This is a genomic window from Streptomyces sp. NPDC048664, assembly GCF_040650555.1.
In the GTDB taxonomy this organism is placed as follows: domain Bacteria; phylum Actinomycetota; class Actinomycetes; order Streptomycetales; family Streptomycetaceae; genus Streptomyces.
In genome coordinates this window covers 128632-143538 of the sequence record NZ_JBEZHK010000014.1, presented here as the reverse complement: position 1 = coordinate 143538, position 14907 = coordinate 128632, and the positions used below count along the sequence as shown (strand labels likewise).

Sequence of the window (14907 nt, the reverse complement as noted above, 5' to 3'; positions counted from 1 at the left end):
AAGTGCCCACCTACGTCTATGGCATCACCGGTGCGGACCACCCGCTGCGTCTCGACGGCGTCGAGGGCGTCGGTGAACCCCCGACCGCCCTGCGCACGGTTCGGACGGACACCCTCACCGCTGTCGTCAGCGACGCGCCCGAGGGACTGCGCGCCAAGCGCCGCGATGTGCGAGCTCACCAGGCCGTTCTGGAGGGGTTGATGGCCGACGGCGCGACCCTTCCCATGCGCTTCGGGCTTCTCGCCCCGGACGACGACCAACTCGCGGCGGCACTCGACGCGGAGGCGGACGGCTACCGCACCCGGCTGCGGCAACTCGACGGCCACGTCGAGTTCAACCTGAAGGTCGCCCGCGACGAGGACGACCTGTTGCGTGAGATCGTCACCAGTTCCCCCCGGGCACGGGAGCTGCGCGAGCGGACCCTGGCCGACCCGGCCGCCCAGGAGGAGCGCCTCGCTCTCGGCGAGCTGATCTCCCATGAGGTGGACGCACGGCGCGCGGCCGAGGGCGAGGCGCTCCTGAACACGCTGGCTCCCGCCGCCACGAGCGTGTCCGTGGGCGAGGCCGGCGCCGACCATCTCCTCAGCTTGTCGTTCCTGGTCCAGGACGCGAAGACGGAGGAACTGGTCGAGGCCGTGCGGCGTGAGGCCGATCGGCTCGGGGACGCCTACACGTTCACCCTCACCGGCCCGCTGCCGCCGTACAGCTTCGTGTGATGTGCCGGCCATGGGCCTGATCACCAGCCTCCTCACTCTGCCCCTGGCCCCGGTCCGGGGCACCGCCTGGGTGGTCGACCAGGTCCTCACGGCCGCGGAGCAGGAGTACTACAACCCCGAGCCGGTGCGGCGCGGGCTGGCGGAGCTCGAACGGGCGTTGACCGAGGGACGCATCGACGAAGAGGAGTACGACCGCCGCGAGGACGAGTTGCTCGACCGGCTGGAGGAGATCGAGCACTTTCAGCGGCGGACAGGCGGAGCGAGCACGTGACGGTCCGCGACGCGAGAAGAGGGGAAGAGACCGAGGTGCACACGGCATGACCAAGAACGTCAAGATAGGTGTCGCTCTGGTGGGTGGATACCTGCTGGGGCGAACGAAGAAGGCCAAGATGGCCATGGGGCTCGGCCTGTTCCTGGCCGGCAAGAAACTGGACCTCGACCCCGGGCGGATCGGCAAGATGATCGCCAATTCGCCCGCGCTCGACGGTCTCAACCAGCAGGTGCGCACGGAACTGGTGGAGGCCACCCGATCCGCTGCCACCGAGGCGATCACCCAGCGCGCGTCCGGACTCGCCGCCTCGCTCGCGCGGCGCACCCAGGCGCTCGACACCGCGCAGGACGCCTCCGCCGACACCTCCGACGACGAGGACACCTCCGACGACGAGGAACGCGACGACCCGCCGGCCCGCCGCAGGACGTCGGGAGGCAGCGGCGGCAAGACGTCGTCGGGCGGCGCGCGGACGCCGGCCAAGCGAGCCGCCTCGGCCGCGTCGGGCGGTGCCCGCCGGGCCGGAACCGGCGCCCGCAAGCGCACCTCCTCCGCGAAGTCCGGGGCCGAGAAGGCGGGTGGGAGCCGGTCGGGCGCCGCCCGGAAGCGGACCGCCCCGAGCCGCAAGAGCGGCGGTGAGGGCGATGCCTGACTCCACCCTCGGCAAAGTCAGGAGCGACGTACTCGCCAGCCCCGCCGCCGACCGGCTCAAGGAGGAACTGCGCAACTACCTGCTCGCACGTGCCGAGCACACCGTCACCGGTATCGGCCGGCGCCTGGGCGAGGGCGTCAGCGGCCTGGCCCAGCCCGGCGGCGCCGGCGGTGCGCTCAAGAGTCTCGCCAAGGGCGGCCAGGCTCTCAAGGACGGGAAGAGCCCGGCCCAGGCGGTGATGACCGCGGGCGTCTCCCACCTCAAGGAGACGGTGAAGGACAAGGTGAAGGGGCTGTTCGGCAAGGGACGCAAGTCGGGCGGCGGCAAGTCGAAGAGCGTCACCATCGTCGAGGACATCGACGTGGGCGTGCCGGTGCGCGAGGCCTACGACCAGTGGACCCAGTTCCAGGAGTTCAGCACCTTCGCCAAGGGGGTGGTGAGTGTCGAGAAGGCGGACGACACCACCAGCAACTGGAAGGTGAAGGTGGCCAAGTCCACCCGAAGCTGGAAGGCGAACGTCACCGAGCAGGTTCCCGACGAGCGGATCACCTGGACGACTGAGGGCGCCAAGGGCACGGTCAAGGGCGTCGTGACCTTCCACGCGGTCACCGACAACCTCACCAAGGTCCTGCTCGTCCTGGAGTACTTCCCCAAGGGCCTGTTCGAGAAGACCGGCAACATCTGGCGTGCCCAGGGACGCCGCGCGAGGCTCGACCTGAAGCTCTACCGCAAGTTCATCATGATGCGCGGGGAGGCGACGGACGGCTGGCGAGGAGAGATCCGCGACGGGGAGGTCGTCGTCACGCACGACGACGCCGTCGAACGCGAGCAGGCCGAGGATGCCGAGGAGTCGGACGAGTCGGAAGAGGAAGAGTCCGGGGCGTCCGAGGCGGTCGGGTACGAGAGCGACGAGCACGACGGCTCGGACACCGAGCACGAGGAGATCGAGGAGATCGAAGGCGAGCACGATGAGCCTCCTCACGACGAGGGCGACGGCGAGGGCTCCGAGGACGACGAGTTCACCGACGAGTACGAAGAGGCCTACGACGACGAGGAGCCGTACGAGGAGGACGAGTTCGAGGACGAGGACGAGGAGGGCGAGCCGGACGACCTCGCGGACGATGACGGCGAGCCCGAACACGACGACGAGCCGGCACCCCGCGCCTCCCGGCGTCGGCGTCGCGCCGACGCGCGGACCTGATCCGGGTCCGGCCGAAAGACAGAGGTTGACGACGTGTCCGATTCACTCAGCGGCCGTTTGCCCACCCCCACGCGCTCCGCACCCGCCTACGCGGGCCAGGGATCGTCCGCCAACCTGGCCGACATCCTGGAGCGCGTGCTCGACAAGGGCGTCGTGATCGCGGGCGACATCAAGATCAATCTGCTCGACATCGAGTTGCTGACCATCAAACTCCGTCTGCTGGTGGCGTCAGTGGACAAGGCGAAGGAGATGGGCATCGACTGGTGGGAGCACGACCCGTCCCTGTCCTCCGGCGCCTCGTCCGCCTCGCGCGCCGCCTCGGCCACCGATCCGAGTGCGGCCGCCTCGGCCGCCGACCTGACCGTGGAGAACGAACGGCTGCGCGCCGAGGTCGCCCACCTGCGCGCCGCGGCCGAACTGGAGGCGGCCGCCCGGGCCCCTGCCTCCCCGGTGACGAAGGAAGGGCGAAGCGCCGGCTCCGGACAGGGGAAGGCCGACCATGAGTGAGGAACAGCTGCTGTACGTGTACGCCGTCGGCCGGGACGACCACGCCTTGGACCGCATGACGTGCCTGCTCACCGGAGTGGACGGCCACGCACTGCGGCTGGTGGGCGGCCACCGTCTGGTCGCCGTGGTGTCGGCCGTCCCCGCCGACCGGTTCGGGCAGGCGGGCCTCGCGGCGCAACTGGAGGACCTGGGCAGGCTGGAGGGCCTGGCCCGGGCGCACCACGCCGTGGTGGACGCCGCCTTCGCCGAGGCGACGGTGCTGCCGATGCGCCTCGCCACGGTGTATCGCGACGAGGCAGGGGTGGCCGCCGTGCTCGAGGACCGGCACGCGTACTTCGAGGAGACGCTGCGCGTGCTCGAGGGCCATGTGGAGATGGGGGTGAAGGTCTACGCCGTACCGGAGGCCTCGCCGGCACCGCCGGAGACCGAGCCGCCCGCGTCGACGCCGGGCCGCGCCTACCTGCGCCGACGCCAGACGCAGCGCAACACCGTACGGCGGGCCTACGACGCCGCGTCCGAGCTGGCGGATGCCGTGGTGGACAAGGCGGACGCGCTCGCCAGGGCCCGTGCGGTGCACCGGCCCCAACAGGGCGAATGGTCCGAGGGGCGGGGTGAGAACGTGGCCAACGAGTCGTATCTCGTGCCCCTGGAGGCGGTCGAGGAGTTCCGGGAGGAGCTGAGCGGGCTCGCGCGGGGCGAGCAGGGAGTCAGCGTCGAGGTGACCGGGCCGTGGGCCCCGTACTCCTTCGCGACGGCGCCGGAGACCGCGCCGGAGCGAGCATGACGGCGCGCAGCCCGGGTACCCAGCCGCCCGATCACGTCGCCGGACCGCCCGTCGCCCTCATCGACCTGCTGGACCGCCTGCTGAACGGTGGAGCGGTGCTGACCGGCGATCTGGTCCTGAGCATCGCCGACGTGGATCTGGTCCATATCAATCTGCGTGCTGTCATCCGGTCGATCACCTCGGACGATCCGGCGCCCCGATGCGGCATTCCGCAGCCGCGAACCCAGGAGTTCTGACCATGCCGGAAAACCCCGTACACCAGCGCTGGAAGACGGACCCCGACACGGTGGAGCGGGATCTCATCAAGTTGGTCCTCACGATTGTCGAGCTGCTGCGCCAGCTCATGGAGAGGACCGCGATCCACCGTGTCGAACAGGGCGATCTGGGCGAGGAGCAGGAGGAGCGCATCGGCATGACTCTGATGATCCTCCAGGAACGGATGGAGGAATTGTGCGAGCGGTACGGCCTCACGATGAATGACCTGAATTTGGATCTGGGCCCTCTGGGTTCCTTGCTTCCCCGTGATCTGTGACGGTACGGGCGGGCGGGTGGAGAAGGCGGAAGCACCTTGTTTTCACCGATGAGTTGAGGGCAGAAGGAGCATCATGACCACCGAGAACAAGAACACCAGGAATGCGACCGCCTCGGCGGCCAAGAAGACCGCCGCCACGCGGACCGCGGCGGCGCGTGAGACGGCCCGTGAGGCCAAGGAGACGGCTCGGGACGCGAAGAAGTCCACGGCCTCCAGCGCCCGGTCGGCCGGTGATGCCGCGCAGGGCGTGGGCAAGATGGCGGCCGTCAGCCTGGAGAGCGGTCGGCAGGCCGTCACCGCCAACGCCGCCAAGGTCGCGGCGGTCGCGGGTTCGGCGTGGACGGTCGTCAAGCATCGCAAGGCGATCGCGGCGGGAGCGGCGGCGACCGTGGCGGGAGTCGCGGGAGCGGCGTTCGCGGTGGGCCGTCGTACGGCGAGGCCCCATCTGGGTCCGCTGACCCGGCTCACCGGCGGCCGGATCTGACCGGCCGCGCGGACCCGGGTGCGGTCACCCGGGCACGCGCGTGCGGCCGAGTGCGTGGCCGAGGAGGCGCAGCGGCTGATCTCCCCGCCTCGCGCCGGTCGGCCCGCGTCGCGACGCAGCGCTCGGGGCGCACCGCCGGGTACCGGGCTCTCGGCTCCCGGATCCGGCCTGGTGCACCGGGCGCGTGACGTCGTGACGGGTCGCGGGAGGCCCTGATCTCCTTGACCACAGGCTGGGCCGCCGCCCGGATTCCGGGCGGCGGCCCAGCCGTGTGTCGGCACGGTCTAACCGGCGGCAGGGGCGCGGAAGTAGTGGCCCTCGTCCAGGTCCGCCAGCAGCCCGGTCTGGACCGGCTCCCATCCCAGCAGCTCGCGGGTCAGCGTGTTGGACGCCGGTGAGTCGGAGCCCAGGAAGCCGGCGAGCCAGGCGAAGTGGTCGGCTGAGGCCTCGGGGGCCACGGAGGTCACCGGCAGACCGAGGTGGCGTCCGATCACCTCGGCGACGTCGCGGATCGCGACGCCCTCCTCCGCGGCGCCGTGCAGCACCGAGCCGGCCGGAGCCTTCTCGACCGCCAGACGGAACAGGCGTGCGACGTCCAGCCGGTGGGCGGCGGGCCAGCGGTTCGTGCCGTCGCCCAGGTAGCCCGACACGCCCTTCTGGCGGGCGATGGCCACCAGGGCGGCCATGAAGCCGTTGTCGCCGTCGCCGTGGCACGTCGGGGCGAGCCGGACCACCGAGGAGCGCACACCGCGTGCGGCGAGGTCGAGCACGGACGCGGCTGTCGCGGACCGCATCGAGATCGGGGAGCCGTCGAGGACGGGCTTGTCCCGCTCGGTGGCCACCCGCCCGGGCTCCAGCCCGATCAGCCCGGCCGCCAGGACGAAGGGGCGGTCGCTGCCGGCGAGCGCGTCGCCGATCGTGTCGGCGGCGCGGCGGTCGGCCTGGGCGGCGCCGGGGAAGTCGCCGCCGAAGGCGAGGTCGTGCTTGAAGGCGAGGTGGATGACCCCGTCCGAGGCGGAGGCGGCGTCTCGCAGGACGTCCAGGTCGTCGACGGTGCCGCGGACCACCTTGGCCCCGGCGGCGGTGAGTGCCGCGCCGGAGGCGTCGGACCGGGCGAGCCCGGTCACCTCGTGCCCCGCGCCGATGAGCTCGGGGACGACGGCGGAGCCGATCCAGCCGGATGCTCCGGTCACGAAGATGCGCATGGAAGTACCCCAGTCCTGAGTCTTGTCGCTCGATCGCCACTGATGTCAGTAACTGTCATCGACAGTAGCACCTGATGTCAGACACTGTCATCGCATAGAATCCGCCCATGGGACGATGGGAGCCGAACGCGCGCGGGCGCCTGGCGGAAGCGGCGCTGGAGCTCTACAGCGAGCGGGGATTCGAGCAGACGACCGTGGCGGAGATCGCCCGGCGGGCCGGACTCACCGAGCGGACCTTCTTCCGCCACTACGCCGACAAGCGCGAGGTGCTGTTCTCCGGCGTCGTCCCGCTGCGGGACCTGTTCACGCGGGCGGTCGCCGACGCCCCCGGGGCCGCCGCGCCCGTCGACGCGGTCGCGCTGGGCCTGGAGGCGCTCGGCGAGGCGTTCCCGTCCGACCGCCGTGCGTTCTCCCGCGTACGGCAGGAGGTGATCACGGCGAACGCGGAACTCCAGGAGCGCGAGCTGGTCAAGCTCGCCTCGATGGCCGACGAGCTCGCCGACACCCTGCGTGCGCGCGGGGTGTCGGAGCCCGCCGCGAGCCTGGCCGCGGAAGCGGGGATCGCCGTCTTCAAGGTCGCCTTCGAGCGCTGGATCGGGGCGGACGAGGAGGGCGGGCTGGCACCGCTGATCCGGGAGGCGCTCGCCGAGCTGAAGGCCGTGCTCGCCCCGGGCCGGGGCGCGGGCGTCGTCTGACACGCCGGTCACGGCCGGGGGCTCACTCCGGCCCTGCCGTCATTCATGGTCAGGGCTCACCCGGTCACCGGGCGCCTTCCCGTTCGCCGACGGTGTCCTTCCCTGCCAGCGCCGAACGCAGTGCGCCGCGCCTGCGTATGCCCAACTTGCGGTAGCTGTGGGTCAGATGGGTCTCCACGGTGCGGCGGGCCAGATGCAGCAGATCCGCGATCTCCCCGTTGGTGCGCCCCTGCGAGGCCAGTTCGGCCACGCGGCGCTCGCTGTCCGTGAGGGAGGCGGCACCGGTGCGGGTGGTCGGGCGCCGCGCCCCGCCCGCCCGCAGCGCGTCCTCCGCCAGGTCCCGCAGCCGTACGGCGCCCTGGCGTTCGGCGAGTCGGGCGGCCTCCCGCAGCACGTCGCGGGCGCGCGAGGACTCGCCCGAGACGGTCAGACGGTGGCCCAGGGCGATCAGCGCCGCCACGAGTTCGAGGGCGGCGGGGCCCTCGCGCAGCAGCCGTACCGCCTCCTCGGTCAGTTCCAGGCCGCGGCGCCCCCCGGTCGCGGCGCCGAGCACCCGCAGGGCCCGGCCCACCGTGCGGGGCGTGTCCCACACCCGGGCCAGACGCAGTTCCTCCTCGGCCAGGGCGAGCGCCTCCTGGGGGGCTCCCAGCGCCAGATGGCACTCGGCGGCGGCCGAACGCCACGGGGTGACGACCGGGCTGACCACCTCCCGGGCCGACTGGCGGCGCCCGCACTCCAGGAAGTCGTGCAGGGCCCCGGCCGGGTCACCGCTCGCGGCCCGCAGCAGCCCCCGCGCGTACAGGAAGCGGTTCAGTTCCCAGCAGGCCGGTGCCGTCCGCAGGTCGAAGGAGTCGACCAGACGCTCGGCCTCGGCGAAGCGGCTCGTCTCCACGAGTGCCGTCACGGTGTGGGCATGGGCGTTGGTGGGGTGCTCCGTGTCCGGTGGTGGCTGGGCCAGGAGACGCGCGTAGTCGGAGCGTGCCGCCAGGATGTCCAGCCGGGTGTCGAGCAGTGCCGCCTGCATGGGGTGCAGAACGTCGGGCCGCTGCCCGGCCAGGCCGCGCTCCACCAGCCGTTCCGCCTCGTCGAGTTCGTCGGCCCACTGGGCGACCGAGCCGGCCGTCCCCAGCAGGTACGGCTCCGACAGCGGGTCGGCCGGCTCGGCCAGCAGCCCCCGCAGCCGCTGCATCGCCTCGGGCGCCGAGGTCAGGCCGGCCGTGACCGCGTACTTGACCATGAACGCGTTGCCGGTGGCGCTGATCGACTCCGGAGACCGCGCGGCGGCCTCGGCCAGCCGCTTGTAGGCGTCGTGCCGGACCAGCTGGTCCCGGTCGGACAGCTGCAGGAACGCCTGCCGCAGGATGCGCACCAGGTCGGGACGGTCGTCGAGGGCGCCGTACAGCGAGCGCAGCACCTCGACGCCCGCCCGGGTCCTGCCGCGGCCGGTCAGCGCCGTCCCCAGTGCCACGGCCGCGCGCACCCGGTCCTGCGGCAGCCCCGGCAGCCGCAGTGCCTCGCTCAGCCGCAGGATGCCGGCCGCGGAGCCGGGCGCCGCGTACTCCAGGGAGCCCAGTTCGGTCAGCAGCCGCTGCCTGCCCTCGTCGGACAGGGGCTCGTCCAGGGCGCGGCGCAGGAACGCGACCGCGTCGTCCACCCGGTCCTCGCGCAGTGCCACCGAGGCCGCGTCCTGGAGCACGGGGAGCGTCCAGGGAGCGTCGACCGTCTCGGACAACAGCAGTTGACGGGCGATCAGTTCGGTGGAGGCGCCGTGGCGCAGCATCGCCTCGGCCGTCGCCCGATGCACGGCACGCCGCCGAGCCACGGGGACGGCGGTGAGCACGGCGTCCCGCATCAGGGGGTGGCCGAAGCGGGCGCGGCCCGAGGCGTCCTGACACAGCACACCGAAGCCGGTCATGGAGGTGAGCCAGCCCGCGACCCGCACCGGGTCCGTTCCGGTGAGCTCGGCGAGCAGCGCGGGCACGTCGATGCCGAGGAAGTCGGCCTGGGGGACGGCCTGTTCGTCGTCGGGGGAGTCGTCGGGGCCCCCGGGTCGCTCGACGTCGGCCGGCTCCGCGCCGGCGAAGGGCCGGTGGTCCCAGCCCTCGTTCAGCACGGCCAGCGTCCGTGCCGCTTCGATGGTGCCGGGTCCGGCACTGTCCAGCATCCACTGCACGGCCTGCGGAAACGCTCCCGGATACAGCGCCGCCGCGCTCTCGGGCACGACCTGGTGATGCCCCTCCGCGAGATCGTCGAGGAGGGCGCGCAGCAGCAGGGGGTTGCCGCCCGCGATCCGGACGCAGTCGGCGACCCAGTCGGCGGAGGCCTCGGGGAACGCCGTACGGACCTTCGCCGCGGCGCGTTCGGGGGAGAGGGGGGCCAGGGTGCAGGTGCTGACCAGGGCCGGGGAGAGGGTGTGGGCGAGCCCCTGCGCGGGCGGATCGACGTCGTACTGGCTGCGCTCGGTGGCGACCAGCGCGATCGGCAGCCGGTCCACGTGCCGCGCGGCTTCCACCAGCCACCGGTGGGAGGCCTCGTCGGCCAGGTGCACGTCGTCCACGGCGACGAACAGCGGCGACCGCTCCGCGTAGGAGCGCAGGACCCGCCACAGCCCGGCCGCGGTGGCCCGCTCGTCGCCGTCCACCGCCAGGTCGGCGAACTCGGGCACGGGACCCAGCAGTTGCAGAACGGACGCGAAGGGGATGGCACGGTCGGCGCGCGAGCAGCGGGCACGCAGGACGCGCATGCCCTGCGCGGCGGCGTCCTCGGCGGCGGCCTCGAGGACGGTGGTGCGGCCCCTCCCGGTGGAGCCGCGCACCACGACCAGACGACCCGTGCCGCCCCGGGCGCGCTCCGCCACGGCACCCAACAGGCTGATGGCGTCGTGCAGTTCGGATGGCGGTCGGGACATCACTGCCTTGTGCCTCCTCGCGTGGATGTGACGGACCTCATGTTCGTGACATAAATGTGGACGGGCTCAGCAGGACACCGGTGGCCCGGCCCGCGCCGTGAGAAGAACCACCCCCGGCTCCTACCCCGGGCACGGAACCCCTGTGTTCCCTTCCGCATCGTGGCTTCGCGCGGCCGATCTCGTGGTGCATGTCGTGGTGCTCCACGATTGCGCCGCTCACGGTCGTCGAACGAAGGTGTGAGACACCCGCCCGCCACCCGCCCCACAGAGGTGGCGGGCTCGTGCACTGGGGGGACGTCGTTGCTCAGCACCTTTCGGACCACACATCCCGGAACGACCGACAGCCCGGCCCAGACGCCGGCGCGGATACCTGTGGCAGTCCACGCCCCGGACCCCATCTCGCGCGAGGGGGCAATCGGCCAGTTGCGCCGGCACCCCGAGATCGAACTGCGGGAGGAGTCCGCTTCCGGCCCCGGCACGGTGGCCCTGCTCATCGGTGACACGCTGGACGAACCCACGCTCACCCGGCTGCGCAGACTGGCGCGGAGCGAGGGCGCCCGGGCCGTGCTCGTGGTGGGCGCGCTGCGCGAGAGCGAACTCCTCGACGTGATCGAGTGCGGGGTCGGTGCCATCGTCTGGCGCCGCGAGGCCACCGCCTCCCGCCTGGTGCAGGCGGTGCTCGCCGCCGCGCGGGGCGACGGGGACCTGCCCGCCGACCTGCTCGGCCGGCTCATCAACCAGGTGGGCACGCTGCACCGCAGTGCCGCGGGAGGCCCGGGCCTGGCCTCCACCTCGGGGCTGACGCCGCGCGAGTCCGATGTCCTGCGACTGGTCGCCGAGGGCTTCGACACGTCGGAGATAGCCGGCAAGTTGTCGTACTCCGAACGCACTGTGAAGAACGTGATCCACGGTCTGACCACCCGGCTGCATCTGCGCAACCGGGCCCACGCGGTGGCGTATGCCCTGAGGGAAGGTTACATCTGATCGTTCGGGCACCCGGCACGCACCCTCGGGCACTCCGCTTCGCCCGCGCAACGGCCCGGACGCGCTCGCGAGGACGGGGCGGGGCGACGCACGATGTCCGTGGCCGCGGGGCGGGGAGCTCGCGCGGACGACGACAGTGCCGCCCGGCCGAGAAGCACGGGTGGATCCGGAGGGATGAGTACGGCGTGATCCACGAGGTGGACCAGGTGCTGAAGGGCCTGTTGGAGGGCGGCGCGCTGGCCGGTTCGGGCATCGATGTCTCGTTCGAGGCCCCGACCCGTGACTGGGCGGCCCGACGCAACGGGCCCGTCATCAACTCCTACCTGTACGACATCCGCGAGGACGTGAACCGGCGCCAGCGCGGCCACATCGCCGTGCGCGACGAGCGGGACGTCGTGGTGAAGCGGCGTCAGCCGCCCCGCTGGTTCCGCCTGTCGTACCTGGTGACGGCGTGGACCAAGCGCCCGGAGGACGAACACCGCCTCATCTCGGCTGTGTTGGCCACCCTGATTCCGCGCGAGATCATCGCCGCCACGGAACTGCCCGGCTCCCTGGGGGCGCTGGGCATGGCGGTGCCCATGTCGGTGGCCAGCATCCAGACCGAGGCCCGCTCCCTGGCCGAGATCTGGTCCGCCCTCGGTGGCGAACTCAAGCCGTCCCTCGACGTCGTCATCACCGCCCCCTTCCCGGCCTACCCCGAGTACGACGCCGGACCACCCGTCACCGAGGGCGCGATGGTCCGGGTCGACCGCCTGGACGATCCGGCCGCGGCGCCGGAGGAGCGGGCGCACCGGCCGCGGCAGGTCGCCGAGGCGAAGCAGGCCCGCCGGGCGGAGCTGCGGCGCGAGGCGGGGACTCCGGAATGACCGCGGACCTCACCTCGCCGGTCGTCACGACCGACGCCCTTCTGAGCCGGCTCGCCCTGCTGCGCGACCGCGTGGCCGCCCTGGTCGAGCACCGGTCGGCGGACGACCCTACGGCGGCCGACCCGCTGCGGGGCCTGTATCTGTCCGAGGACGCCGTACGGCGACTGCTGTACCCGGCGCAGCCACCCGGCGACCGGAGCGTGGACGTCCAGCCGCAGCCGCCGGACACGGACGGTGCGCGCGACCGGCTGACCGAGCTGTCCACCCGCTTCCGGCTGACCTCCTTCGACACCACCGCGCTCCTCATCGCCCTCGCGCCCGACCTGGACCGCTCCTTCGAGTCGCTGTACGGGTACCTCAACGACGACGTCAGCCGCCGCCGGGCCACCGTGGGGCTGGTCCTCGACCTGTGCGGTCTGCCCGCGCACGACGCCTGGGCGCGCGGCAGGTTCCACCCGGCGGCCCCGCTGGCCGAGTTGGGGCTGCTCACGGTCGGTGAGCCGGAACGGCCGCTGCTGAGCCGCGAGGTGAGCGTGCCGGACCGGGTGGTGGCCCATCTGCTCGGCGACGACACCCCGCAGGCGGGCTTCGGCGACCTCGACGCCGACCACGCCCCGACCGGCGACGGAACCCTCGCTGACGAGGACGGCGGCCAGGACGACGACGACTTCGGCGCGTTCACCCGCCGGCTCGCCGCCCTGCTGGCCGGCGGCCCGCGTACGGCCTATCTCCGGGAGCGGCGCGAAGGCGACGGGCTCGCCTGCGCGTCGGCCGCCCTGCGCTCGGCCGGCACCTCGGTCCTGCGCTTCACGGGACCGGCCGACCGGCTTCCCCACCTGCTCCGGGAGGCACGGCTCAGCCGCCGGGCCGTGGTGGTCCCCGGGCTCCCCGAACAACCGGGCGACCTGCTGGCGGAGTTGAGCAGGGCCGCGGATGTGAGCGTCCTCATCGTGGACGCGCGGCCCTATGACCCGCACTGGTGCGAGCGGGACCCCCTGGTCCTGGAGGTGCCCACCCGCCGTGCCGGCGCCGTCCACGCCTGGGCCGCGGCGCTCGGCGAGGAGCCCGCGTTCGACCTCGCGGCCACCGTCGCCCCGTACCACCTGGGTGGCGAGCGCGTCACCCGCGCCGCCCACGCCGCGCTCGCGCTCGCGGCCTTCGACGGGACCCCGCTGACGGCCGCCCACCTGCGCCTCGCCGCCCGCCAGCAGTCCGCGTCCGGCCTGGAACGGCACGCGCGCCGTATCCGCCCCGCCGTGGGCTGGGAGGACCTCGTCCTGCCCGATCAGCCCCTGGCCCAGTTGCACGAACTGGCCCTGCGCGCGCGGCACCGCGACCGTGTCCTCGGCGACTGGCGGCTGAGCGCGGGCGGCGGCCGGGGCCGCGGTGTACTGGGCCTGTTCGCGGGCGAGTCCGGCACCGGCAAGACGCTGTCCGCGGAGGTCGTCGCCGCCGAACTCGGACTCGACCTCTATGTGGTGCAACTGTCGTCCGTCGTGGACAAGTACGTCGGAGAGACCGAGAAGAACCTCGAACGGATCTTCACCGAGGCCGACCGCACGGACGCCGTCCTGCTCTTCGACGAGGCCGACGCGGTCTTCGGCAAGAGGTCGGAGGTCAAGGACGCCCACGACCGCTACGCCAACATGGAGAGCGCCTACCTCCTCCAGCGCCTCGAAGCCTTCCACGGCATCGCGCTGCTCACCACCAACCTGCGCGCCAACATCGACGAGGCCTTCACCCGGCGCCTCGACCTCGTGATCGACTTCCCGTTCCCCGACGCCTCCCAGAGGCACGCCCTGTGGCGCCATGGCCTGGGTCATGTGCCCCACGTCCCGGACATCGAACTCGGGTCACTGGCGGCGGACTTCGAGCTGGCCGGTGGATCCATCCGCAGCGCCGTGGTGACGGCCGCGTACGGGGCGGCCGGGCGGGACGAACCGGTCACCACGGCGGACCTCCTGGAGGGAGCCCGACGGGAGTACCGCAAGGCGGGGCGCCTGGTGCCGGGGGAAGGCACCTGGTGACGCCCCGCCAGGAGACTCAGCCCTCGGAGGGGTGGATGATCTCCCACTCCTGGTCGTCGACGTTGGAGCAGTCGAACAGGGTGAGCCTGTTGCCGTTCTTCGCGTCGCTGCCGTCGTCGGCGTATCCGGCCACGTCCAGGCACTTGTTGTCACTGGCGTAGTTGCGGATCCAGTAGGCGCCGCTCGGTTGCTTGTCGAGCCACCACAGCTGGTTGTCGGCGGTCGTCCCGTTGCAGGTGAACTCCGACAGCGGCGTCCTGATCGGCTGCTCCCCGAAGTACGGAAGGTCCAGGCACAACTGGTCCTTGACGTTGCGGATCTGGAAGAGCGGGGTTCCACCGGGGCCGAGCTTCGGGTACCGCACCTCCAGGTTCCAGAGCTGGTTGTCCGCCGTGGTCTGGTCGCAGGTGAACTGGCCGACCCCGCCGTTGATCTTCCCCTGGTCGTAGCCCGGGATGTCGACGCACTTCTTGGTCGTCGTGTTCCGCAGCAGCACGTTGCTCGCCGGGACGACGGGCGGCGGGCCGGCCTTCTTGCTGGGCGCCGGGCCGCCCCCGCCGCCTCCGCCCCCGTCGCCGTTCCCCGAGCCGGACTTCGGCGCCTCCGACGTCGGGGCGGCGGGGGAGGGTGCGGGAGCCAGGGCCGGGGTGGCGGAGGGGCTGGGGGCGAGGGTGCTGACGCCGGCGTCCTGGAGTTTTTCGGTGGCGAGGCTTTTGACCTGGGGTTTGTAGGAGATCCAGATCATGACGAAGGTGATGGCGAGGGCGAGGAGCATGCCGAGGAAGGTGGCGAGCCAGCGGGGGAGGAAGCCCCGCTGGATGTAGGTGCCTTCGACGGGGAGGGGGGTGGTGCCGGAGCGTTGGACGGTGAGGGTGTAGGGGCGTTGTTCTTTGGGTCCGAACCAGATGATCTTGCGTGGTTTGAGGGTGGTCTTGAGGAAGGCGGCGCGTCCGGGTTCGATCTGGATGTTGCTGGGGTGGATGTCGTAACTGAGGTGGTCGCCGTTGTCGTTGCCGCCGACGGAGGCGGTGAGTCTGGTGTTGCCGAGGTTGTCGACGGCGAGGCGGGGGCGTCCTCG

General features: G+C 72.3%; 16 protein-coding genes. 13 read left to right on the top strand and 3 right to left on the bottom strand.

Going from position 1 to position 14907, the window contains the following annotated elements; all coding sequences use genetic code 11:
• Window positions 1-2 precede the first annotated feature (2 nt).
• The 9 genes from AB0C59_RS17700 to AB0C59_RS17660 all read left to right on the top strand — a co-directional run bounded on the left by AB0C59_RS17700 (window position 3) and on the right by AB0C59_RS17660 (window position 5144).
• Window positions 3-716 carry a GvpL/GvpF family gas vesicle protein gene (locus tag AB0C59_RS17700; protein ID WP_363005411.1) on the top strand — a complete coding sequence of 238 codons (714 nt, stop codon included), beginning with the start codon at window positions 3-5 and terminating at the stop codon, window positions 714-716.
• A 10-nt stretch (window positions 717-726) separates the two neighbouring features.
• Complete coding sequence (locus AB0C59_RS17695; RefSeq protein WP_363005409.1) at window positions 727-987, top strand: gas vesicle protein GvpG; 261 nt, start codon at window positions 727-729, stop codon at window positions 985-987.
• A 46-nt stretch (window positions 988-1033) separates the two neighbouring features.
• Window positions 1034-1636, top strand: a complete 603-nt coding sequence (locus AB0C59_RS17690) for a hypothetical protein (protein ID WP_363005407.1) — start codon at window positions 1034-1036, stop codon at window positions 1634-1636.
• Window positions 1629-2837 carry an SRPBCC family protein gene (locus tag AB0C59_RS17685; protein WP_363005405.1) on the top strand — a complete coding sequence of 403 codons (1209 nt, stop codon included), beginning with the start codon at window positions 1629-1631 and terminating at the stop codon, window positions 2835-2837. Before AB0C59_RS17690 ends, AB0C59_RS17685 begins: the two co-directional genes overlap by 8 nt.
• Before the next feature lie 33 nt (window positions 2838-2870).
• Entirely contained in the window at window positions 2871-3344 is a 474-nt protein-coding gene (locus AB0C59_RS17680) for a gas vesicle protein (protein WP_363005403.1), read from the top strand.
• Window positions 3337-4128: a GvpL/GvpF family gas vesicle protein gene (locus tag AB0C59_RS17675; protein ID WP_363005401.1), complete on the top strand. Its 792-nt coding sequence runs from the start codon at window positions 3337-3339 to the stop codon at window positions 4126-4128. Before AB0C59_RS17680 ends, AB0C59_RS17675 begins: the two co-directional genes overlap by 8 nt.
• On the top strand, window positions 4125-4364 hold the full coding sequence (locus tag AB0C59_RS17670) for a gas vesicle protein (RefSeq protein WP_363005399.1): 240 nt from the start codon (window positions 4125-4127) through the stop codon (window positions 4362-4364). Before AB0C59_RS17675 ends, AB0C59_RS17670 begins: the two co-directional genes overlap by 4 nt.
• Window positions 4365-4366: 2 nt before the next feature.
• A complete protein-coding gene (locus AB0C59_RS17665; protein WP_363005397.1) occupies window positions 4367-4660 on the top strand; it encodes a gas vesicle protein K in 294 nt (97 codons plus the stop codon).
• 73 nt (window positions 4661-4733) lie between these two features.
• Window positions 4734-5144, top strand: a complete 411-nt coding sequence (locus AB0C59_RS17660; RefSeq protein WP_363005395.1) for a hypothetical protein — start codon at window positions 4734-4736, stop codon at window positions 5142-5144.
• Between the two features lie 284 nt (window positions 5145-5428).
• On the opposite strand, the gene AB0C59_RS17655 is transcribed toward AB0C59_RS17660, so the two are convergent.
• Complete coding sequence (locus AB0C59_RS17655) at window positions 5429-6349, bottom strand: SDR family oxidoreductase (protein ID WP_363005393.1); 921 nt, start codon at window positions 6347-6349, stop codon at window positions 5429-5431.
• A 107-nt stretch (window positions 6350-6456) separates the two neighbouring features.
• On the opposite strand from AB0C59_RS17655, the gene AB0C59_RS17650 reads away from it, so the two are divergent.
• Window positions 6457-7044, top strand: coding sequence for a TetR family transcriptional regulator (locus tag AB0C59_RS17650; protein WP_363005391.1), 588 nt, complete (start codon window positions 6457-6459; stop codon window positions 7042-7044).
• Between the two features lie 64 nt (window positions 7045-7108).
• Here the strand turns inward: AB0C59_RS17650 and AB0C59_RS17645 are convergent, their stop codons facing one another.
• Complete coding sequence (locus AB0C59_RS17645) at window positions 7109-9952, bottom strand: LuxR C-terminal-related transcriptional regulator (RefSeq protein ID WP_363005389.1); 2844 nt, start codon at window positions 9950-9952, stop codon at window positions 7109-7111.
• 366 nt (window positions 9953-10318) lie between these two features.
• Here AB0C59_RS17645 and AB0C59_RS17640 point away from each other — a divergent pair, with 366 nt between their 5' ends.
• From AB0C59_RS17640 to AB0C59_RS17630, 3 genes are all read left to right on the top strand, one after another.
• The gene (locus AB0C59_RS17640) at window positions 10319-10936 is read left to right on the top strand and encodes a response regulator transcription factor (RefSeq protein ID WP_363005489.1); all 618 of its coding nucleotides are present in this window, start codon (window positions 10319-10321) and stop codon (window positions 10934-10936) included.
• 185 nt (window positions 10937-11121) lie between these two features.
• Window positions 11122-11802 carry a DUF4255 domain-containing protein gene (locus AB0C59_RS17635; protein ID WP_363005387.1) on the top strand — a complete coding sequence of 227 codons (681 nt, stop codon included), beginning with the start codon at window positions 11122-11124 and terminating at the stop codon, window positions 11800-11802.
• The gene (locus AB0C59_RS17630) at window positions 11799-13829 is read left to right on the top strand and encodes an ATP-binding protein (protein WP_363005385.1); all 2031 of its coding nucleotides are present in this window, start codon (window positions 11799-11801) and stop codon (window positions 13827-13829) included. The genes AB0C59_RS17635 and AB0C59_RS17630 overlap by 4 nt, the downstream gene beginning before the upstream one ends.
• 16 nt (window positions 13830-13845) lie before the next feature.
• Here the strand turns inward: AB0C59_RS17630 and AB0C59_RS17625 are convergent.
• The coding region (locus AB0C59_RS17625; RefSeq protein WP_363005383.1) for an RICIN domain-containing protein at window positions 13846-14907 on the bottom strand (1062 nt) is incomplete at its 5' end.

What these genes read in the sequence shown, in the direction of transcription:
- AB0C59_RS17695 (WP_363005409.1), top strand. Translation starts at nt 727, where the DNA reads ATGGGCCTGATCACCAGCCTCCTCACTCTGCCCCTGGCCCCGGTCCGG.
- AB0C59_RS17690 (WP_363005407.1), top strand. Translation starts at nt 1,034, where the DNA reads ATGACCAAGAACGTCAAGATAGGTGTCGCTCTGGTGGGTGGATACCTG.
- AB0C59_RS17685 (WP_363005405.1), top strand. Translation starts at nt 1,629, where the DNA reads ATGCCTGACTCCACCCTCGGCAAAGTCAGGAGCGACGTACTCGCCAGC.
- AB0C59_RS17675 (WP_363005401.1), top strand. Translation starts at nt 3,337, where the DNA reads ATGAGTGAGGAACAGCTGCTGTACGTGTACGCCGTCGGCCGGGACGAC.
- AB0C59_RS17670 (WP_363005399.1), top strand. Translation starts at nt 4,125, where the DNA reads ATGACGGCGCGCAGCCCGGGTACCCAGCCGCCCGATCACGTCGCCGGA.
- AB0C59_RS17665 (WP_363005397.1), top strand. Translation starts at nt 4,367, where the DNA reads ATGCCGGAAAACCCCGTACACCAGCGCTGGAAGACGGACCCCGACACG.
- AB0C59_RS17660 (WP_363005395.1), top strand. Translation starts at nt 4,734, where the DNA reads ATGACCACCGAGAACAAGAACACCAGGAATGCGACCGCCTCGGCGGCC.
- AB0C59_RS17655 (WP_363005393.1), bottom strand. Translation starts at nt 6,349, where the DNA reads ATGCGCATCTTCGTGACCGGAGCATCCGGCTGGATCGGCTCCGCCGTC.
- AB0C59_RS17650 (WP_363005391.1), top strand. Translation starts at nt 6,457, where the DNA reads ATGGGACGATGGGAGCCGAACGCGCGCGGGCGCCTGGCGGAAGCGGCG.
- AB0C59_RS17645 (WP_363005389.1), bottom strand. Translation starts at nt 9,952, where the DNA reads ATGTCCCGACCGCCATCCGAACTGCACGACGCCATCAGCCTGTTGGGT.
- AB0C59_RS17630 (WP_363005385.1), top strand. Translation starts at nt 11,799, where the DNA reads ATGACCGCGGACCTCACCTCGCCGGTCGTCACGACCGACGCCCTTCTG.